Source organism: Shewanella dokdonensis (genome assembly GCF_018394335.1).
Taxonomy (GTDB): Bacteria; Pseudomonadota; Gammaproteobacteria; order Enterobacterales; family Shewanellaceae; genus Shewanella; species Shewanella dokdonensis.
This window is the reverse complement of record NZ_CP074572.1, coordinates 118,416-139,006: the sequence shown is the minus strand read 5'-3', so window position 1 is coordinate 139,006 and position 20,591 is coordinate 118,416. Positions and strand designations below refer to the sequence as shown.

The 20,591-nt window shown below is 50.8% G+C and carries 14 protein-coding genes and 3 pseudogenes; 9 read left to right on the top strand and 8 right to left on the bottom strand.

The window, feature by feature from the left end; all coding sequences use genetic code 11:
- Positions 1–4 precede the first annotated feature (4 nt).
- Entirely contained in the window at positions 5–697 is a 693-nt protein-coding gene (gene pdsR, locus KHX94_RS00730) for a proteobacterial dedicated sortase system response regulator (protein ID WP_213683283.1), read from the bottom strand.
- A gap of 207 nt (positions 698–904) precedes the next feature.
- Here pdsR and pdsO point away from each other — a divergent pair, with 207 nt between their 5' ends.
- The 5 genes from pdsO (at position 905) to KHX94_RS00710 (ending at position 5,861) form a co-directional block, all read left to right on the top strand.
- Positions 905–1,381: a sortase-associated OmpA-like protein PdsO gene (pdsO, locus tag KHX94_RS21335; protein ID WP_342345793.1), complete on the top strand. Its 477-nt coding sequence runs from the start codon at positions 905–907 to the stop codon at positions 1,379–1,381.
- A 2-nt stretch (positions 1,382–1,383) separates the two neighbouring features.
- Entirely contained in the window at positions 1,384–1,638 is a 255-nt protein-coding gene (locus KHX94_RS21330; RefSeq protein ID WP_342345792.1) for an OmpA family protein, read from the top strand.
- Between the two features lie 15 nt (positions 1,639–1,653).
- Positions 1,654–3,393, top strand: coding sequence for a marine proteobacterial sortase target protein (locus KHX94_RS00720; RefSeq protein ID WP_213682001.1), 1,740 nt, complete (start codon positions 1,654–1,656; stop codon positions 3,391–3,393).
- 544 nt (positions 3,394–3,937) lie between these two features.
- Complete coding sequence (locus tag KHX94_RS00715) at positions 3,938–4,498, top strand: class GN sortase (protein ID WP_213683282.1); 561 nt, start codon at positions 3,938–3,940, stop codon at positions 4,496–4,498.
- Between the two features lie 154 nt (positions 4,499–4,652).
- Entirely contained in the window at positions 4,653–5,861 is a 1,209-nt protein-coding gene (locus KHX94_RS00710; RefSeq protein ID WP_213682000.1) for a 1-acyl-sn-glycerol-3-phosphate acyltransferase, read from the top strand.
- Positions 5,862–5,876: 15 nt separating this feature from the next.
- Here KHX94_RS00710 and KHX94_RS00705 read toward each other — a convergent pair whose 3' ends face one another.
- Positions 5,877–6,902 (bottom strand): diguanylate cyclase domain-containing protein, encoded by a 1,026-nt coding sequence (locus tag KHX94_RS00705; RefSeq protein WP_213681999.1) that lies wholly within the window; start codon positions 6,900–6,902, stop codon positions 5,877–5,879.
- Positions 6,903–7,105: 203 nt separating this feature from the next.
- Between KHX94_RS00705 and KHX94_RS00700 the strand changes: the two genes are divergently transcribed.
- A complete protein-coding gene (locus tag KHX94_RS00700) occupies positions 7,106–8,644 on the top strand; it encodes a M28 family metallopeptidase (protein ID WP_213683281.1) in 1,539 nt (512 codons plus the stop codon).
- 76 nt (positions 8,645–8,720) lie between these two features.
- On the opposite strand, the gene KHX94_RS00695 is transcribed toward KHX94_RS00700, so the two are convergent.
- On the bottom strand, positions 8,721–9,149 hold the full coding sequence (locus KHX94_RS00695) for a MaoP family protein (protein ID WP_244859268.1): 429 nt from the start codon (positions 9,147–9,149) through the stop codon (positions 8,721–8,723).
- A gap of 108 nt (positions 9,150–9,257) precedes the next feature.
- Between KHX94_RS00695 and hdfR the strand changes: the two genes are divergently transcribed.
- The gene (gene hdfR / locus KHX94_RS00690) at positions 9,258–10,103 is read left to right on the top strand and encodes an HTH-type transcriptional regulator HdfR (protein ID WP_213681997.1); all 846 of its coding nucleotides are present in this window, start codon (positions 9,258–9,260) and stop codon (positions 10,101–10,103) included.
- An 8-nt stretch (positions 10,104–10,111) separates the two neighbouring features.
- Here hdfR and KHX94_RS00685 read toward each other — a convergent pair whose 3' ends face one another.
- On the bottom strand, positions 10,112–10,492 hold the full coding sequence (locus KHX94_RS00685; RefSeq protein ID WP_213681996.1) for a diacylglycerol kinase: 381 nt from the start codon (positions 10,490–10,492) through the stop codon (positions 10,112–10,114).
- 185 nt (positions 10,493–10,677) lie between these two features.
- Here KHX94_RS00685 and KHX94_RS00680 point away from each other — a divergent pair, with 185 nt between their 5' ends.
- On the top strand, positions 10,678–11,613 hold the full coding sequence (locus KHX94_RS00680) for a DNA ligase (RefSeq protein ID WP_213681995.1): 936 nt from the start codon (positions 10,678–10,680) through the stop codon (positions 11,611–11,613).
- A 129-nt stretch (positions 11,614–11,742) separates the two neighbouring features.
- Here KHX94_RS00680 and ylqF read toward each other — a convergent pair whose 3' ends face one another.
- The gene (ylqF, locus tag KHX94_RS00675) at positions 11,743–12,858 is read right to left on the bottom strand and encodes a ribosome biogenesis GTPase YlqF (RefSeq protein ID WP_213681994.1); all 1,116 of its coding nucleotides are present in this window, start codon (positions 12,856–12,858) and stop codon (positions 11,743–11,745) included.
- An 83-nt stretch (positions 12,859–12,941) separates the two neighbouring features.
- A pseudogene (locus KHX94_RS00670) lies at positions 12,942–13,780 on the bottom strand (isopenicillin N synthase family dioxygenase).
- Between the two features lie 236 nt (positions 13,781–14,016).
- Here KHX94_RS00670 and KHX94_RS00665 point away from each other — a divergent pair.
- Positions 14,017–14,936 (top strand): annotated as a pseudogene (locus KHX94_RS00665) (bifunctional methionine sulfoxide reductase B/A protein).
- Between the two features lie 51 nt (positions 14,937–14,987).
- Here KHX94_RS00665 and KHX94_RS00660 read toward each other — a convergent pair.
- Positions 14,988–16,544, bottom strand: coding sequence for a SulP family inorganic anion transporter (locus KHX94_RS00660; RefSeq protein ID WP_213681993.1), 1,557 nt, complete (start codon positions 16,542–16,544; stop codon positions 14,988–14,990).
- Between the two features lie 132 nt (positions 16,545–16,676).
- Positions 16,677–20,034 (bottom strand): annotated as a pseudogene (gene rne, locus KHX94_RS00655) (ribonuclease E).
- Between the last annotated feature and the right edge of the window lie 557 nt (positions 20,035–20,591).

The window sequence follows — 20,591 nt, the reverse complement described above, 5'->3', positions numbered from 1 at the left end:
AGCTTCACGCGTGACTATCCCAACGATAACCCATGCCATATACCGTATCGATGCAGTCAAATTCCGCATCGAGCGCCAGAAATTTCTTGCGGATACGTTTAACGTGGGAGGTGATGGTACTGTCATCCACATAGATTTTGGCTTCCTGCATCAGGTCGCCACGGCTGCGCACATGGCCGGGATGTTTTGCCAGTGCATGTACCATCCAGAACTCGGTTACGGTAAGTTCAAGCGGGACATTTTTCCAACACACCTGAATGCGGTTGGCATCTATCGACAAGTGTCCGCGCTCCATCAAGGATTCACTCTGATTGCTGTTATCGGCTAACTCACTGCGCCGAAACAGCGCCGCTAAACGCGCCAACAAATGCGGAAAACTCACATCTTTGCTGAGATAGTCATCCGCGCCGAGTCGCAGCCCGCAAACCGTATCAAAGTCACTGTCGCGCGCCGTCAGAAAAATAATTGGCAGCGTACCGGACATTGCCCGCAGCGCCTGACACAGGGTAAAACCACCATCAATTTCATGTTCCAGCCCAATATCAATAATGGCCAGATCTGGCAGCCGGGTATTGAATGCCTGCATCGCCTCAGCGCGGTTCGCATAACCTTGCACGCTGTAGCCCTGATTTTGTAATACATCTTTATAGTTCTCGCGGATAGCGGCTTCATCTTCCACGATGGCGATGCGTTTCATGGGCACTGTCATCTCTTGTTCTCAATAATTAGCCGTGACTATACAACAATTTGCCCGATAAAAAAGCGTGCAAAGGCAAATGCCATTTTGTTGCCACAATTGATCGCAGAACTGCCATTTTTGCTCCCTTTAACGGCCATTTCACCCAGGTTTAATGTCTCCATCGACACCACAACAAGTTAACGTTTACAACAAGGAAACCGTGAAATGAAACAGCATATTATCTCTGCGTTAGTGATCTCTTCTCTGATGGTAATGCCGGCAATGGCACAGCAGCGCCAGGACAATCAAACCGAAGCCGCCGTAGGTTTCGGCAGCGGTATGCTTTTAGGGGCCGTGGTCGGCGGTCCGGTGGGGGCGATTGTGGGTGCCTTCAGTGGCAGTCTGGTGGGTAAAAGTGTGGGGGATGACAAATACATCAAAGCCCAGCAACAGACATTAGATGCACAGACACAGCAAATTACCGCGCTTAATCAGCAACAGCAGTCGTTGCAGCAGTTACAAACACAATATGCCGAGGCGCAGCGGCAACTCAACACCTTACAAGCGGCTCGTGCCTCCAAGCTGGAAGAATTGACCGTGGGGATGAATGTACAGTTTCGTACCGGCACGGCTGAGATTGAACCGCATTTTGCGACACAGCTGAAAGATATCGCTTACGCCATGAACTTAGCCCCGAACTGACATTGGATCTTTCTGGCTATGCCGATCGTCGGGGCTCAGCCGAATTCAACCAGCAATTATCAGAGCAGCGCGTCCAAGCCGTACGTGATTTTCTGATCCAGCAAGGCGTGCAAGGTGACAGACTTACCGCGAGTGCTTATGGTGCCAGCGCGCCATTAAGCCAGAACGAAAGTCTGGAAGGCGACTTCTTTGATCGCCGGGTGACTCTGCGTCTGCAAAGTCCTGATGCAGCGCTGGCCGCCAACAATCAGCAGTAAGCCGAGGATACGCCAATGAAAAAGGAATTTTCCGCCGCCTTGGCCGGAACTGCTCGCCGCGATGAAACCCTCGCCGAAGGAACTCTGTCCAGCAGTCAGGCGTTGCTGCCTGACTGGCTGTTCGGCCTGATGCAAGGGGGCGGCTTGTTACTGTTAGCGGTATTGCTGTTCAACCTGCTAGCTTCGGTATCTGCCGTGGCATCCACACAGACACCAGAAGATATGGTGCTTAATCCCGAGTGGCCGGGCACAGGTACACTGGAGTGGCAGAGTGACAATGCCACTCATATTGCGCCGGCGTTGCAAACCGATGTGAATATGCAGGTATCTGGGCTGACCAACCGAGTTACCGTCACCCAACATTACACCAATCACAGTGAACAGTGGCTCAATGGCCGCTACCTGTTCCCATTGCCAGAAAACTCGGCGGTGGACAGCTTGCAGATGAAAATTGGTGAGCGGCTGATAGAAGGGCAGATCAAACCCAAAAAAGAGGCGCGACAGCTCTATGAACAGGCGAAAGCTGACGGCAAGCGCGCCAGCTTGCTGAGCCAGCAGCGGCCAAATCTGTTTACCGCGGAAGTGGCAAATCTGGGGCCAGGACAAATGCTGGAGATCCGGTTTAGTTATCAGCAGACGCTGGATTATCGTGATGGTCAATTCAGTCTGAGATTTCCTATGACCCTGACGCCGCGCTACATTCCAGCTTCTATGCTGGCATCGGCAACGCAATTGCAAGATGCTTTATCACTGCAAACACCAATGCTGGATAGCCATGCACTGAAGCAGGAGCAAGCCAGTAGCAATCGTACCCGTATTAGCATCGCGCTGGATGCCGGTTTGCCCTTGGCCGCGGTGAGCTGCTCTAGCCATCAGATCCAACAACAGCCACAGCCTGATGGCAGTGTGGCCGTTACCTTGGTAAATACCTTGCCGGATCGGGACTTTGTCCTTAACTGGCAACCACAAGCGGCAGTGGTTCCCGAAGCCGCGCTATATAGCCAACTTGGGCTGAGCCATAACGAGAATATGGATAAAAATGCGGCGCCAGATAGCAGCCGTTACAGCCTGTTGATGATGATGCCGCCAGCCGTGAAACCGCAGACCGATAACCCACGGGAATTGATATTGGTGATTGATACTTCCGGGTCAATGTCTGGGGATGCGATGGCACAAGCCAAGAGCGCGGTGCTGTACGCGCTGTCAGGCCTTAAACCGCAGGATAGTTTTAACATTCTGGCGTTCAGCTCCGAGGTACAACAATTGGCAGCGCAAGCTTTGCCTGTGACCGCGCACAATATTGGCCGGGCACAGCAGTTTGTGCGCAGTTTGGAGGCCAATGGCGGCACGGAAATGGCCAAAGCACTGCAACAGGCGTTGCCATTTACTGGTGATACTGGAGCGAATGGCTCCGCAGAGGCGTTACGGCAAGTGATCTTTATGACCGATGGCGCCGTGGGTAATGAAAATGACCTGTTTACCATGATCCGTGACCGTCTGGGCAATAGCCGCTTATTCACTATCGGCATCGGCAGCGCTCCCAACAGCCATTTTATGCGGCGAGCCGCAGAATTGGGGCGAGGCACCTTCACTTATATTGGCAATATGCACGAAGTGGAGCAAAAACGGTGGCATTGCTCAACAAAATTGCGGCGCCAACACTCACCGATGTGCAACTGCATTACCGCGATGGCACGGTGCCGGACTATTGGCCAGCACATATTCCCGATCTGTATATGGGCGAACCTATGGTGATCAGCCTGCGTGAACGCAGTACTGAGCAAAAGACATTGATAGTTTCCGGCACCCTGCAAGGGCAGTTTTGGCAGCAACAACTGTTACTGCCAGCCGATACCCATAAACGCGGATTGGATTTGCTGTGGGCCAGACAACAGATAGCCTCATTGGAAATGGCGCGCAACAGTGAAAATGCTGAGCGTACCGCGAAGCAGGTAACGGCATTGGCACTGAAATACCATTTGGTCAGCAGTTACACCAGCCTAGTGGCGGTCGATGTAACGCCCGTCAACACAGATCCTCAACATAATGCCAATGGCGAAGTTGCTAATGTTAATCCTGCGGGGTGGCAAGCTCCGGGGCGTATGCCACAAACCGCTACCAACAGCCGTTTGCTGCTGTTATTAGGCACCTTGATGCTGGCGGCGGCGCTGGGGCTTTGGCGCTGGCGGCAACGACTGCTAGTCGTGGAGCGCTGTTAATGATTTTTATCAGTGCTCCACAACAGCGCTTTGTCGGCAACTGGTCAGCCGGAGTTAAGCCACTGTGCGTCAGTCTGGCAATGATACTGCTGTTGTTGTCAGGACTGATTTTGGTAGCGAAAGGAGGATATATGCAGGCTAAAGCAATGTTTGCCCAGTACCTGATTGAGGAAGCCTGGAACAAAAGTCTGCAAGACAGACAACCACATAAACCCTGGTTTTGGGCCGACACCCATCCCGTTGGCAAATTGTGGATTGGTGATAACCCGCCATTATATGTATTGGCCGGAGCCAGTGGCCGCAATCTGGCCTTTGGCCCGGCGCAGATGATGAGTAGTGCCAAACCGGGCGAGTTGGGCAATACCGTGATTGCCGGGCATCGTGATACTCATTTCGCGGTGTTGGCCTATGCTAGGCGCGGGCAGACAGTGCGCTTGCAGACGATGGACGGTGCCACACACTTTTACCGCATTCGAGCGACCCGCATTGTGCATCAATCACAAACCCAATGGTTGGAAAACAGTGATGAATCATTGCTCACCTTGGTGACCTGTTACCCATTTAATGCGTTATCAGGCGGTGCGGAATTACGATTTCTGGTGGAAGCTGAAGAAATTGCACCACTGCAACGGTCAGCCTGAAACTACCCGCGCCAGGCAGGTTTACGGCGATTAACATTGCGCTAATCATCAGGAATGTGCTTGATGAGCTAGTCATCAGTCTAGCTTTCCGGTATTTTGCCGTTTTACTTCCTGCGCCAGAATTGGCGTTTACGTTGTAGGCTATAAACGGTTAATGACTGAAAACAGCTCTTTTGATGACATCCGTCCCTATCAAGATGGTGAAGTGTCTGCTGCTCTGGCGCGTATTCTGCAAAGTCATGAACTCCGGCGCACCCTGGCGCGCTGGCGGTTTCCACGCTTGAGCCACTTGGCTCCTTGGCTCACAGACTGGTTGGTGAACCAGCATCTGCATCATCAACTTGGTACCTTGCAAACGGTGGCGGATGTCCAACAGGTGGTGGTCGCTTATATGCAGCGGATGATGGCGACAACCGTGACCGAGCTGAGTTTTTCTGGCTTGGATAAATTGGCGGCAGATAAAGCCTATCTGTTTATCAGCAATCATCGCGACATTGCGCTGGACCCGGCGTTTATCAATATGGCGTTATTCGCCCATGGACAGCAGACAGTACGCATCGCTATTGGTGATAACCTGCTGACTAAAGACTATGTGGCGGATTTAATGCGCTTAAACAAAAGCTTTATCGTCAAGCGTTCAGCCACAAGCCCACGAGAAAAACTCAAAGCCTCAAAACATCTGTCGGCGTTTATTCAACACTCATTGCAGCAAGAACACAGTCATGTGTGGCTGGCGCAACGTGAAGGCCGGGCCAAAGACGGTAACGACGGTACTAACGCTGCGATTATCTCAATGCTGGCGTTGAATCGGCCGAAAACCCAGGAATATGCGGATTATATTCGCGAACTGAATATTGTGCCGGTGGCAATCTCGTATGAGTGGGACCCTTGTGATGCAGCCAAAACGCAAGAGCTGTTCAGCTTGCGCCAGACCGGGGAATATCGCAAACAGACCCATGAGGATATTGCTAGCATCGCCGCGGGGATTGCAGGCTTTAAAGGTCATGTGCATCTGGCCTTTGGCGAACCGTTGACGGCTGACTACGGCAATGCTGAGGCGGTGGCTGCCGAGATAGATCGGCAGATTTGGCAAAATTATCGACTGTATCCCAGTAACTTGCTGGCATATCAGCAACTCACTGGGTCAGATGATATAGCGAAGCACATGAGTGAGGTTGAGTTAGCGGACTGTCAGCAACAGCGGGCGCTATTCCAGCAGCGGTTGCAGTCAATTGCCAGTGCCCAGCAGGATATTTTCTTGGCGATGTATGCCAATCCAGTATTGAACAAAACGGGTGAGGCGTCACCCGTCATCTTGCATGAACAGCAGACCGCCGCCGAAGCTACGCACCCGTCAGTTTAATTCACTTGATACCCGCTAGCCGTTTATGGGCATCACCCGGTTACGGCCTAAGCGCTTGGCTTCATACAAGAGTTGATCTGTGCGTTCAATCAGGCTGGCAGTCGAGTCTTTCGGCTGCCATTCGCTGACCCCGAAGCTGGCGCTGATATTGCCAACACTGGCGTGTTGTTTTCTATCACGCACCGTGACTTTTTCCAGCGAGCGGCGCATTGATTCTGCTAACTGTCTGGCGATGCGCTGCTGACTTTTGGGCACAATAACGGCAAATTCTTCACCACCAAAGCGGTACAGTTTAATGCCATCACGACAACTATCTTGCATCCGCTTGGACACCGCTTTTAATACTTGATCGCCCAACACATGGCCGTAGGTGTCGTTAAAATCTTTGAAATGATCGATATCACTGAGGATCAAGCAAGTGCCTTCCGGTGACTGTTGCAGTAACGCATGCAGATCTAGGTTAAAGGCGCGGCGGTTAAAGCAGCCAGTTAGCGCATCGTACATTACATCATGTTCAGCGGTTGACAACCGTTGCCGTAGCGCCTCAATTTCCTGTTGGGCTTTATCCAATTGCCGGGTGAAGTAGGTGGTACTGTTGATAATATCATCTGAGTCTTGTACCAGCCCTCGAACCATATCCATCACCTGTTCCAGACTGAAGGATTCTTGTTCCAACAGACTCAACTTACCAAAGTTTGCTTCCAGCTTATTGCGAAAGGAGTCCGTATCAATGCTGGTATCGCGTAGCGATTGCGACAGTTCCGTGGTCATGGCTTCCATATTCTGTCGCAAATTGTGGACGTTAAGATCTTTGGGATCACCTAGATGTTGCTGATATAGCACTTCTGCTGTGGTTGGCGGGCAGGTTTGATACTGCGATATGACTTCATCAAGCTGGGCGTTGAGCTGGGAATTTTGCTCGCTGACATAGGTGTACCACAGCGCATAGTTAGTGGGCGTAGTGGGTATCTGATATTTCAGCATCAACGGCAGTGCTTTTTTCAGATATTGTGCCGCTTGCTGCAGTAGTGATTGGGTCATGGGTGTTGCCGTGGTCTGTTATAGCAATATGTTAATATGTCGCGAGCAACTTGTTACAATTTAACAGAGTGTTGCTCAAGCTGACGATTGTCGGCAGCATATTCGCTGTTACAATGAAAATCCAACAGAAAAATCTCAGAAGTAAGGAATAAGCTGTGAAACCCTCATATTTGGTCGGTTTGCTGGGCATCTTATGGTTGCCTATGGTCAATGCCGGCCCTTTCCATTTTGATGAGTCCACTTATCGGCAAGATGTTAAAACCTTAGCCAGTGATAAATTTGAAGGTCGCGGTCCGTTGTCAGAAGGCGAGAAACTGACGATTAATTATCTGGAAAAATCGTTCCGCGACATGGGGCTTAAGCCCGGGTTTGGTGATAGCTACGTGCAAGATGTGCCGATGGCGAAGATCACCGCAGATCAGCAGATGCAACTGCATATCGGCAAGCTGACCTTCAGCAATGGTCAAGATTTTACCGCACGCACCGAGCAGGTCGTGCCACAGGTGCAGTTAGTTAACAGTGATGTCGTGTTTGTGGGCTATGGCATTAATGCGCCGGAATATGGCTGGAATGACTACGCTGGCGTTGATGTCAAAGGTAAAACGGTTATTGTGCTGGTGAATGACCCAGGGTTTGCAACACAGAACCCCAAGGTGTTTAAAGGCAACGCTATGACCTACTATGGCCGCTGGACGTATAAGTATGAAGAAGCCGCACGGCAAGGCGCTAAAGCAGTGTTCATTGTGCATGAAACCGCGCCAGCAGCCTATGGCTGGAATGTGGTGGAAAGCAGCAACACTAACAGCAAATACACCTTGGTTGACGACAATAACAACTTGTCTCATGTCGGCGTTATGGGTTGGATCCAGCACCAGGTGGCGCAGCAGATCTTTCATGCCGCGGGGCTGGATTATGAGCAGTTAAAACTGACGGCTGTGCACCCAGGCTTCAAAGCGGTGGCGCTACCCTTGCAAGCCAATCTGACCATAAACAACCATATTGAACGAGCCACATCGCATAACGTCGCGGGATTATTACCGGGGACAACACAGGCGGATGAATGGCTAGTGATGCATGCCCATTGGGATCACTTGGGCAAGGCCATGGTCGATGGTAAAGAAGCCATCTACCATGGCGCGGTTGATAACGCTTCAGGGGTGGCTGGCGTATTGGCTTTAGCTCGCCACTTTAAAGGCTTGAAGGGCAAAGCCGCACCTAAACGCTCCATTCTGTTTGCTAACTTTACCGCCGAAGAAAATGGCTTATTGGGCGCGCAGTATTTTGCCGAGCACCCACCGGTTCCTACCAAAAAGCTGGTGGCATTGCTTAACATCGATGGTATGAATGTCGGCAAACCTACGGACTATGTGCTGCGCTACGGCGATGGTGTTTCTGAGCTGGAACACTATCTGGCGGATGCGGCTAAAGCCCAAGGGCGTGCAGTGAGAGCCGATCCTAGACCTCAAAATGGTTTGATGTTCCGTTCTGATCATTTTGCTTTGGCTAAGGAAGGCGTACCGGGATTGCTGTTTCTGAGCCTCGGTGATACCGACCCAGATTATATTGCCCATAAATATCATCAGCCCGCCGACCGTTATGATCCGCAGTGGAACTTGGGTGGTGTGGCGCAGGATTTAAGCTTAATGAGCGATATTCTCAACAAACTGGCAAACAGCCATGACTGGCCTAAATGGCTCGAAGATTCCGATTTTAAAAAGCGTCGGGCGCAAGACGGTCTGTGAGCAGTTGCAAATACAGTGATGCAATAACAAGGGAGGCATAAAGCCTCCCTTAATTCTTCGCCGTTATGAGTCAAGATCAGGCTTTTTCTTCCGCCTTGGGCTCTTCGTCTTCGTCCGCAATATCGCTATCTAAGACATCCAGATAAGCATCGGCTTCCGATGGCCTAACCAGATTGGTGCCAACAACGGCATAGAACGGTCGCCCCAATGCCAGCGTGGTGTACTTTATCCAGAGTTTTTCCAGCGGGCTGGTTGCTGCTTGTAATCCTTTGATAACCTCAACAAAGCGTTGTTCATCACTGGTGCGTGGCAACAGGCTGCCTGCGGCCAGTGCTTGCATGGCAACGCCATGGGCCTCAAGCAACTCGGCTTCTTTTTGGGTAAAATCCCCACAGCGCCGAAAGCCCTTGGGAAAGTTAGCATCATCATAGAAACGGCGTGTCGCGGTAAAACTCACAGCATTATCCTGCGGCACTGAAGAAGATGAAGAAGTCGTGGTTAACATGGTCATATCCTTGCAAAATTACCTGTGTCAGAGATTTGCAAGCAGAGTATTGGCTAGTATGATTGATTTATAAATCAAAAAATTTGTCTTGTTTGATAAAGAATTTTTATGGACACCGACCTGCTTAAAACTTTCCTGGAAGTCTCTCACACGCGTCATTTCGGTAAAGCGGCCGAAAATCTCTATCTGACCCGTAGTGCGGTTTCCTTTCGGGTAAAACAACTGGAAATGATCTTGGGCGTTGAACTGTTTGAACGGCAACGGAACAACATTCAGCCCACTCCCGCCGGAGAGCGCATGTTAGTCCATGCCGAAGCGGTGTTACTGGCTTGGGAGCGCGCTAAACAGGATGTATCGCTCAGTCAGGTGCAATCGGTGCAGCTCGCCATTGGTGCCGCGCCCAATATCTGGGACGCTTACCTACAAGATTATCTGCAAGGCTTGCATAAAGGTCTTTCCGGGGTGGCGTTGCGCACTGAAGTGCAGAACCAGTCAGTGATGACCCGGCAACTGATGGAGCGAACCCTTGATCTGGCGATTTCATTTGATCCGCCAAAGTTGGAAGAATTTGAGCTATTACCCGTGGGTGAAGTGGTATTGGGGCTGGTCAGTAATGTCGTGGTTGATTCATTAGCGGCGGTGCGAAAACTGCAATACATTAAGGTTGACTGGGGAACGGCTTTTAATATTCAGCATGCACGTGATTTTACTGAGTTGCCGCTGCCAGTATTGCACACTGGCTCGGCCAGAATCGCACTGGATTTTTTGTTGAATAACGGCGGCAGTGCCTTCTTGCCACAGAAAATGGTGCAACCTTTTATTGATAAAGGCCAACTGCACTGGGTGCCAGCCACTGACACCATCAGCCGCAATGTTTATGTTTCTTATCTGACCAGCAATGACCGTCTGCCACAGATCCTACAGGCGGTAAACTACTTGAAAGCACAGGCCTGAAATAAGCGTTACATGGCAGCTTTCAGCAAGGGCCACAAGATAACCAGCCAAGTGATACCGCACAGACACAAGCTCATAAATACTGCGGCAGAGGCAATGTCCTTGGCTTGACCACTGAGTGGGTGATATTCATCACCGATACGATCAACCACCGCTTCTATGGCGGAATTCAGCAGCTCAACGATCAGCACAATAAACACTGTCAGGATCAGCCATAACTTTTCCACGGCAGGTATGTTCACCCACAAGGCAAACGGCAACATGAGCAGTGCTAGAATAGCCTCCTGACGGAAGGCTGCTTCATGCACCCATGCAGATCTAAGTCCCTGCATGGAAAAACCGGTGGCGCGAAAAATACGCTTAATTCCGTGGTTATTAGCTGGTTTCATAATCTCAACATAGGCCCAGATAAGGAAGAAAAAACCGCAATCACAGTCAGTTACTGAGTGGCGGTAAAAAAGCCGCGACAGTATACCATCAGTTACCTTAAGGGAAAGTGTCAGCGGTGATTTGTCCCCATGACGATTTAATGCGCTAGACTGAAACAACACCTATTCAGGCAGGGAGGCCAGAAATGCGGTTATTCACATTCGCTAGTAAACTCATCGGGTTATTTGGCGTGATCGCCGGATGGCTTGTTATCTCACCGGTCGCCGCCACAACTATTCCAGCACCGGAACTCGCTAAAATCTGGCAATCACAGCATGCAATAGATGCGTTTTTAGTCAGTGAAAAACTCGATGGCGTGAGAGCACGCTGGGATGGGAAACGGTTACTGAGCCGCTCAGGGTTGGCAATTGATGCCCCAGCTTGGTTTACCGCCGGATTGCCAGAACAGCCGTTAGAAGGTGAGTTATGGGGTGGTTACGGCAGTTTCGATGCCGTTTCTGCCGCAGCCAGAAGCCAGGGTAACGATGAGGCTTGGCGCGTCATTAAACTGTATCTGTTTGATGCGCCGACTATTGCTGGTGGTTTTGCCGAGCGTTACCAACAGTTTGCCAGCTTTGACAACCTGACTCCTTATCTGAAAGTCATCCCACAACGTGAGGTTACTGATAATGCTGCATTACAACGCTGGCTAAAAGCTGTATTGGCTCAAGGAGGCGAAGGCTTAATGTTGCACCGCCGTAATGCCATTTACACCAGTGGCCGCAGTGATAATGTATTTAAGCTCAAAGCGGTGCTGGATGACGAAGCGCAGGTCTTGGCGATTTTACCGGGCAAGGGCAAATATCAGGGCATGATGGGGGCGCTGTTGGTCGAGACGGCGTTAGGCGTGCAATTTCGTATTGGCAGCGGTTTTAGCGATGCGCAGCGAGCCAATCCTCCAGCCATTGGCAGTTGGATCACCTTTGCTTATTCCGGCATGACAAGCAAAGGTAAACCTAGGTTTGCCAGATTCCTTCGAGTAAGGTCTGACTATCAATTGAGCCATGACGCAGTGCCTGTTCCTGAGGCGCATGCGCCAGGATCACAAACTATCCCTATAACCGAAACTGAGCCTTTATGAGCGTAAACCACGGGGTGGGGCTGATACAGCACAGAAGGACTGTAGTTAGGCGTTGAATTTGTGAGCAACTCAAACAGCAATCCCGTGCTAGTGCTGGCCGAAAACAGAGATTAAAGCACGTGATTTAACTCAGCAGGATGTGGGGACAATGGCCAGCGTCATTCCGCGAAATACGATGGCACAGACTCTATCCCAAAATGGCGCAAAAATAAACTCTTGCCTCACCCAATGCAAAACGGCCTGATGTGGTGCGAGACGCCACTTGGGCGTTATGCGGTGGTGATGATTGAGCCTATGGCGCGTAGTGTCAGTGGCGTTTGCCAGAATGCTTACGTTTTTGTTCAGCGCGGCGCGCTTCTTTTCGGCTTCTTTAAGCGCTAGCATTTCAGCGACTTCGACCTTCTCTTTTTCGGCCATGGCTGGGGTTTCTAGCGACAATAAGCCAATTTTCCCAGCGCGGTATTCATGCAACAACAATTCTGATGCTTTATGCAGATCCAGATAACCGCCAGAGCGCAGTGCACCACGACGGCGACCAATCTCTTCTAGCAGTTCAATATCGGTTGGTGGCAGTTCATCCAGCTTATAACGTTCTTTGATCTGTTCTGGGTAGGCTTCCAGGAAATAACCGGCGGCAAACATGGCAACATCGTCATATTCAATCGCGGTATCTTTAATGGCTCCCGTGACGGCCAGACGGTAACCAGAGGCTTCATTGTCTACTTTCGGCCACAAGATCCCCGGCGTGTCGGACAGCACTATGCCGTTTTTCAGATTGATGCGCTGTTGGCCTTTGGTCACGGCGGGTTCGTTCCCGGTTTTTGCTACAACTCGGCCAGCCAGTGTATTGATGATGGTGGATTTGCCTACATTGGGAATGCCCATGATCATGGTGCGGATGTCACGTACATTCCCTTCGGCTTGTGGCACTAGTTTACGGCACAGATCTGGTAGCGCTTTTAAGGCTCCGGGCTGCAAGGTGGTTGAGATGGCTTGAGCCTTAACGCCTTGTTCCTGTTCCAGATATTCAATCCATTGGGCGGTAACAAGTGGATCGGCTAAATCGGCTTTGTTCAGCAATTTAATACAAGGCCGGTCACCACGCAGCTTGGCCACCATAGGGTTTTCACTGCTGTAGGGGATGCGGGCATCCAACACTTCGATCACCAGATCGATTTGTGGCATTGCTTCTTCAATCTCTTTGCGGGCTTTGTGCATGTGCCCTGGATACCATTGAACCGCCATTGCTTATTCCTGCTGAATCTGAAAAGTCGCGTATTGTACCATCCTGTTTAGCAAAAGCGCCCGCAGGCTTTGGTCATCGCCCCTTAGATAACGCCGAGTTCGCGCAGACGTTCCAGCAGATAGCTGTCAGCGGTATAGCGTTGTGACAGCACTACTTCTGGCCGAGGATGCAGGAATAGTGGCAGTGAAATGCGCGATTTTGCCATGTTGGCACCTTCGGGATTGATCACTCTATGGGTGGTAGATGGGAAATAACCGCCGGAGGCTTCCTGTAACATGTCACCGATATTGATGATGATATTGCCAAAGTCGCTGGGCACATCCAGCCATTCACCTTCCAGCGATTTTACCTGTAGTCCAGGCTCATTGGCGGCGGGCAGTACCGTCAGTAGGTTGATATCTTCATGGGCTGCCGCGCGGATAGCGCCTGTTGTTTCATTACCTGTCATTGGCGGGTAATGCAGCACTCGTAACAGGGTTTTCTGGCTGTTCTTGATCATCTGTGACAGCGGTTCACTGTAATTGGCGGCAACCTCTGTTGGCGAATAACGCTCAACCCAATCCAACAGTTGTGCGGCAAAGGCATTGGCCTGTTGGTAATACTCCAGAATGTTGTTTTTCAGCGCTGGTGGGAGTTGGCCCCAAGGGTAAACATGAAAAAACTCTTTAATGTCTTTAACACTGTAACCTTTGGCCGTTTCTGATACGCGTGATGGAAAGAAACCGTCCTGGGTTGCCGGGTTAAAGAGATATTGCTCTTTGGCTGGTGAGAGAAAAATGCCTGCCACTCCTGATAAATCGTTTGCACCAGTTGTTGCGAAATCGGGTGGTTGCTCAGCACCCCAAAACCTGTGTGGCGCAGTGACTTAACAAAGCGTTGCGGTGCATCTGCTGCACGAAAGTCTATCGTTTCTAATTTCATCTGTTTCTTGCCCGCGTATATCAGATAAGGTCATCCCGCCAGTGTACTAAGATGGAATGCGCTACTTATGGCGATACTTGTTGAAGTTTTAGTCCGGCGGCAGTTTGGCCGCAAGTCTACCTTGATGTTGTAACAGCAGCAACGTAAAGTGATCGGGATCACAAGCTGAATGCCGCGGCTTAGGTGTTATCAGTGCTGGCGGCGCTGAGCAATACAGGAGTAATTCCATGAAAACCATGCTACCTTTAGATGACTTTGAACGTTATGTCATTGAAGATAAAGGTACTGAGCGACCTTTTAGTGGGCAGTATTATCAGCACGCGGCGCCTGGTCGCTATCTGTGCCGTAAGTGTGGTGCGCCTTTGTATCTGTCTGAACATAAATTTCAGGCGCATTGTGGCTGGCCCGCGTTCGATGATGAGCTCCCCGGCGCCGTTGCCAGAAAAACCGATGCCGATGGTCAACGTACCGAAATTTTGTGTGCTAACTGTGGCGCTCACCTTGGGCATGTATTTGCGGGTGAATATCTGACACCGAAGAATTTACGTCATTGTGTCAACTCGGTATCTATGGTGTTTGAAGCTGCCGAAGATCCCGTGACGGTAGCACCGGCTACCGCTGTGGCAACCTTTGGTGGCGGTTGTTTTTGGTGTACAGAAGCGGTGTTCAAGTCGCTGCGAGGGGTTTTGCAGGTGACCCCAGGTTACGCTGGCGGCGAGGCAAGTACGGCGCATTACCGCCGCGTGTGTAACGGCGATACCGGACATGCTGAAGTAGTGCAGCTAGTGTATGACCCGGCGCAGATCAGCTATGAGCAGTTACTGGAAGTCTTTTTGCCGCCCATGACCCGACCACGCTGAATCGACAGGGAAATGATGTGGGCACCCAGTATCGCTCGGTGATTTTTGCTCATGATGCGCAGCAGATTGCCACCGCGGATGCTGTTATTAAAGCGTTGGCTCAAAGTGGTGAATATCGCGCAGGTATTGTGACCGAACTCAGTGCTTACCAAGCATTTTATCCGGCAGAAGTGGAGCACTTGGACTATTACGCTGGGCATCAGCAGCAACCCTATTGTTCGCTAGTCATCGGCCCGAAACTGGAAAAAATTTGCCACTATTTTGCGGACTGGCAAAAAAACACTGAGCAAAAATAGTGATGCAATGGTGCTGACAGGGGACGAATGTCCCCTGAATTGTTTGTGGTATCAGGCGAGCTGATCATCCGCAACCCGATAATGGGGGTCGGTTAGCAGATCTATTTCCACCATATCACCAGCCTGCTGCAACAGTTTGGTGCAATCTCCAGACAGGTGTTGTAGATGCAACCGCTTGCCAAGCTTAAGATAGCGCTCGGCTAAGGTATCAATAGCTTCCAGTGCTGAATGATCACAGACCCGAGCATTACGAAAGTCGATAACCACCTCATCCCGATCCGCATTGGCATCAAACAGCTCTAAAAAAGAAGCGGTTGAGCCGAAAAATAATGGGCCTTTGAGCTGATAGCAGGTTCGGCCGTCATTGGTTTCGGTACGACTCGCGTGTATCTGTTTGGCATGCTCCCAAGCAAACACCAGCGCCGACACTATGACGCCAATAAATACCGCGATTGCCAAATCGGTAAATACTGTGACCACAGTGACCAGCACAATCACAAACGCATCAGTTTTTGGCACTTTGCGCATCATCTTAAAACTTGCCCACTCAAAAGTGCCAAGTACCACCATGAACATCACGCCGACCAGTGCTGCCAGCGGGATCATCTCGATAAAACTGGCAGCAAACAGGATAAAACACAACAGCGTAATCGCCGCAGTCATGCCAGATAACCGGCCGCGACCGCCGGAATTGATGTTGATCATCGATTGACCAATCATGGCGCAACCGCCCATTGCACCAAACAAGCCGCTGAGCACATTGCCGGTGCCTTGGCCGAGACACTCGCGGTTGCCTTGACCGCGGGTTTGCGTCATTTCATCAACAACTGTCAGAGTTAACAGCGATTCGATTAGACCTACCGCCGCTAAAATAGCGGAATAAGGCAGGATAATGTAAAGCGTATCCCAACTGAGCGGTACTGCGGGAAGGGCAAATGTAGGCAAGGTGCCAGCGATAGTTGCTGTCGCATCGCCACTCATGTTTTGCAGGTAATCAACTACGGTGCGGGTATCCAGTTCCAGACCTGCTACCAGCGCGGTTATCACCAGAATGGCGACTAACGATGATGGTACAGCGTTGGTCAGCTTGGGCAGAAAATGGATGATCGCCATTGTCAGTAGTACCAGTGCCAGCATAATCAATAACGCTGGCTGCGATAACCAGTGCATGTTTCCATCTGCGCCTTTGGTTTGAAACTGTCCGAGTTGCGCCAGAAATATCACAATTGCCAGCCCATTCACAAAACCTATCATCACCGGGGTGGGGACAATACGGATGAATTTACCTAGACGGAACAAGCCGGCAGCAAGCTGTAATACCCCGGCCAGAACGACTGCGGCAAATAGATACTGTATCCCATGACTGTCAACTAACGCTGTCATCACTACCGCCATTGCGCCTGTCGCGCCGGAAATCATGCCGGGGCGGCCGCCCAAAACGGCAGTGACTAATCCCATAATAAACGCGGCGTACAGGCCAACCATAGGCGCTACATGGGCGACAAAAGCAAAGGCAACCGCTTCTGGCACTAAGGCGAGTGCCACTGTTAGTCCTGAAAGGATGTCTGCGCGCGGGCTACCACCTTGGGCGCGGATAAGATCAAACATGTGGCGGGTATTCCTCGTCACTTAAAAACAAAGCCGCGCATACTAACAGAGAATGGTGACCGGAAAAAGTGTGAGATACCTCAAAAGAAAAGCCATGCACTCAGGCATGGCTTTGCTATCAGAGGCGACTGGCTATTCAGGTTTTGCCATATCCGAAGTCGCCGCGTTACCGGTGCTGTGTTTAGGTGTTACCTGAGTATCTTCGGCCTGATATTCATGGCCGTGAGGGACTTCCACCTTAGCTCTGGCTTCAACTTGTGGCTTGGACATGCTAGCCCCTACCATGGAACTGAAGCGACTCACAGGTGCGGAAATCGCTTCAGCGACCTGAACAGGCTCCGCTGCTGCTTCTTCCACGTGAGCGGCGGCAACTTTCACTGACTTAGGTGTTGCTGCAGTTGGTTTTGACATTGGAGCTGAGGCTGCGCTGCTGGCGTGAACCACTGCGGCGGCTTCTGTAAGCTGCGCTTCTTCAGTAGTGACGACTTCATCCACTTCTTGAACTACTGGCGCTTCAGCTACTGCTGGCGCAGCGGTAGTTTCTGCGATTGCAGTTTCCACTACTTCTGTTGTTTGAGCAACATTGGCTGTAGCTTCCTCGGCCTTAACTTCTGCCGCCGGAACCGCTTGCGGTTCTGCGGCAACTACTGCTGGGGCTTCAGTCATATCAACGGCTTTGGTTGCAGGCTCGGTAACTGTTTCGGCCGCAACAACAGCCGCAGTTGCTGTCTCATCGGTGACAGACGCTTGCGGTGGCACGGCATCGGCAACCGGGGCTGACTCAGTGGCAACGGCATTGGCAGCATTGTCAGTGGCTTCTGTCGCAACGGCGGCTGGCTGTTCACTTCCCAGTTCCAAGGCAATTTGCTGTTGCACTGGCGCGTCAGCAACACTCTCTTCTGTTGTTACAACGTCATTGTTTGTGTTGTCTTTGTGCTCATCACGACGACGGCGTTGATGCGGCGCGTAGATGTCGAGGACTACGACGGCTGCGGCGTTGACCATCACGCTTGCTGTTGTCTTGAGCCTCAGCATCACTGCCTTCAACCGCAGGATTGGCTTCATCTGTGCTGGTGGTTTCAACCGCACTGGCTTCAACTTCTGGGGCAGCAACAGTGGTATCAGCAGCGGCAACTTCAGCGGTTGTGGCTTGTGCTGCCATAGTGGTAGTCGCTGCGACTTCAGTGCTTTCTTCTCCCGACAATGGGGATTCAGAAACACTGTCGAGCACTTTATCTGTCGATGCCGATGCCGATGCTTTAGCTTCTGGCTTGCGGCTGCGACGTGCTGGCTTTTCGTCAACGCTGGTTACTGGCAGCGCTGCTGCAGTTTCTACATTTGTCTCAGATTGTTCCGCATTCGCTTTTACAGCGGCGACAGCCACCTCATCTGCGGGTTGCTTTTCGATACGCACTTTGCGGCGCAGATCTCGACGCTGGCGACGTTCACGCACAACTTCTTGGATCGGCTCTTCTGCTACTTCAGCTTTAGCCGACTTATTGCGTGTATTGTCGTCTTTGTCCTTCGTTTCTTTGGCTTTGCTTGTGTCCGCTTTGTCGGTGCGGCTATTCTTCGCCGGACGTTTGCGTGCAGGTTTATCGGTCTTATTGCCATCTGCCGCAGTGGTAACTGGGGATTCTTCCTGCTCTTTGTCTTTTGCTTGCGCAGGTCTACGACGGCGATTATTACGATCGTTGTTACGGGATGACTGGCGACGCTTATTATCATCCTGACGCTTATCGTTTTTCGCTTTATCAGCGGTTGTGTCTTCGGTTTCCGATGACGCAAAAATGGCCGCCAGTTTTTTGAGTAAACGGCTCAGTAACCCTGGTTTAGCTGGTTCAACCGCGGCTTTGGCTGGTGCGGCTTTAGGGGCTGGGGTGGTGATCACGGGCGCAGCCGGTGTTGCAAAACCGCTGAGGGCTGGCTGTGGTGCCACAGCTCGTTCCAGCTTACGCGGTTCATATAGCTGTGATTCCGGCACATCAACACGTTTATAGCTGGCTTCGTCGATTTCATCATCATCACGATGGCGCACCACTCGGTAATCCGGGGTGGTCATGTTGGGATCTGGGATGATATACACTTCGACATCATGCCGTTCTTCGGTGATGCGAATCGCTTTACGTTTTTCGTTCAGCAGGAAGGCGGCAACATCGACTGGCACCACGGCTTCAATCTGCGTGGTGTTGTCTTTTATCGCTTCTTCTTCAATCAGTCGCAGAATAGACAAGGCTAAGGATTCAGTACCGCGGATAGTGCCCTGACCATGACAACGTGGACAGATATGAGCCGCTGATTCTTCCAATGATGGACGCAAGCGCTGACGGGACATTTCCATCAACCCGAAGCGACTGATACGCGCCAACTGGATACGGGCACGATCATGTTGCACGGCATCACGCAGACGGTTTTCAACTTCACGTTGATGGCGAACTGGCGTCATATCAATAAAGTCGATAACGATCAGACCACCAAGGTCACGCAGACGTAACTGGCGGGCAATTTCATCGGCGGCTTCGAGGTTGGTGTTCAGTGCCGTTTCTTCGATATCGCCACCTTTGGTTGCACGGGCGGAGTTGATATCAATAGAGGTTAAGGCTTCTGTTGGGTCGATAACGATGGAACCACCAGAAGGGAGTCGCACTTCACGCTGGAAGGCGGATTCAATCTGTGACTCAATTTGATAATGGGTAAACAGCGGGACTTCGGCTTTATACAGCTTTACGCGTTCAACAAAGTCTGGACGAACCAAAGCTACATGTTCTTTGGCACGTTCAAATACTTTTGGATGGTCAATCAGAATTTCACCAACTTCGCGCCGCAGATAATCGCGGATGGCGCGTACGATAACGTTACTTTCTTGGTGAATAAGGAAAGGTGCCGGACGACTAGCAGCGGCATCCTGAATCGCGGCCCAGTGCTGCAACAGAATTTTCAGATCCCACTGTAGTTCGGGTGCGGCCTTGCCAACACCCGCAGTGCGCACAATCAGGCCCATGCCATCTGGTACTTCCAGCTCTGACATGGCTTCTTTCAGTTCGGTGCGTTCATCACCTTCGATACGCCGTGAAATACCACCAGCGCGAGGGTTGTTAGGCATCAGTACCAGATAAGAACCCGCCAAGCTGATAAAGGTGGTGAGTGCGGCCCCTTTGTTGCCACGCTCTTCTTTATCGATTTGGACAATAACTTCTTGGCCTTCGCTGATCACCTCTTTAATGCTGGGGCGACCTTGGAATGAATAACCTTTGGGAAAGTATTCGCGGGCAATCTCTTTTAATGGCAAAAAGCCATGACGCTCAACACCGTAATCAACAAATGCGGCTTCCAGAGAGGGTTCAACGCGGGTAATTTTACCTTTGTAAATATTGGCTTTTTTCTGTTCGTGACCGGGACTTTCAATGTCCAGATCATACAACTGCTGCCCATCAACGAGGGCAACGCGCAACTCTTCAGACTGAGTTGCATTAATAAGCATCCTTTTCATGATGACGTCATTCTTCTCAATGGGTCATCAAACATCACATCGGCACTGCATTACGGGCCTCGGGTATAATTACCAATGCCTCACGGCAAAGTCCCAGGCAAGGAGGTGCGCATTGCTGTTAGACGCAGTCGCTGCGTGTCGCATCCTATTTATGGCTTATTTTTCAATGATTACAAAAACAAGGAATTCGTTGTAAAACATCAACCAACCCCATAAATTCTTTATATTCTGTCCAGTAATGCCAATTTCGCACGTTGTCGTTTGATAACTGGTTAATGATAATATTCTTTAAAATTGCTGGTGCTTGTATGAAGAGAACCCAAAATACTTGTTCTTTGTTGGTTTGACTGTAAAAGCGCTATTTATCTAAAAAGCTTTTAACAACAGCCTGCAAATCAATGAGATGCTACCAAAATTTGTAAGGTTAACTTCTGTTTGACCAGAAAGTGAACAATGAGTTAGTTAGCCTCTCGGGCGGGCTAAGTCACCATTCGCTGCTGAAATATAGCCGAAATGAAAAATTAGAGCAATCAAATAGCAGCACATCATGTACAATG

Bases quoted from the DNA above. Each gene is read 5' to 3' on its own strand.
- pdsR (WP_213683283.1), bottom strand. From the start codon at position 697: ATGAAACGCATCGCCATCGTGGAAGATGAAGCCGCTATCCGCGAGAAC.
- pdsO (WP_342345793.1), top strand. From the start codon at position 905: ATGAAACAGCATATTATCTCTGCGTTAGTGATCTCTTCTCTGATGGTA.
- KHX94_RS00720 (WP_213682001.1), top strand. From the start codon at position 1,654: ATGAAAAAGGAATTTTCCGCCGCCTTGGCCGGAACTGCTCGCCGCGAT.
- KHX94_RS00715 (WP_213683282.1), top strand. From the start codon at position 3,938: ATGATACTGCTGTTGTTGTCAGGACTGATTTTGGTAGCGAAAGGAGGA.
- KHX94_RS00710 (WP_213682000.1), top strand. From the start codon at position 4,653: ATGACTGAAAACAGCTCTTTTGATGACATCCGTCCCTATCAAGATGGT.
- KHX94_RS00705 (WP_213681999.1), bottom strand. From the start codon at position 6,902: ATGACCCAATCACTACTGCAGCAAGCGGCACAATATCTGAAAAAAGCA.
- KHX94_RS00700 (WP_213683281.1), top strand. From the start codon at position 7,106: ATGGTCAATGCCGGCCCTTTCCATTTTGATGAGTCCACTTATCGGCAA.
- KHX94_RS00695 (WP_244859268.1), bottom strand. From the start codon at position 9,149: ATGTTAACCACGACTTCTTCATCTTCTTCAGTGCCGCAGGATAATGCT.
- hdfR (WP_213681997.1), top strand. From the start codon at position 9,258: ATGGACACCGACCTGCTTAAAACTTTCCTGGAAGTCTCTCACACGCGT.
- KHX94_RS00685 (WP_213681996.1), bottom strand. From the start codon at position 10,492: ATGAAACCAGCTAATAACCACGGAATTAAGCGTATTTTTCGCGCCACC.
- KHX94_RS00680 (WP_213681995.1), top strand. From the start codon at position 10,678: ATGCGGTTATTCACATTCGCTAGTAAACTCATCGGGTTATTTGGCGTG.
- ylqF (WP_213681994.1), bottom strand. From the start codon at position 12,858: ATGGCGGTTCAATGGTATCCAGGGCACATGCACAAAGCCCGCAAAGAG.
- KHX94_RS00660 (WP_213681993.1), bottom strand. From the start codon at position 16,544: ATGTTTGATCTTATCCGCGCCCAAGGTGGTAGCCCGCGCGCAGACATC.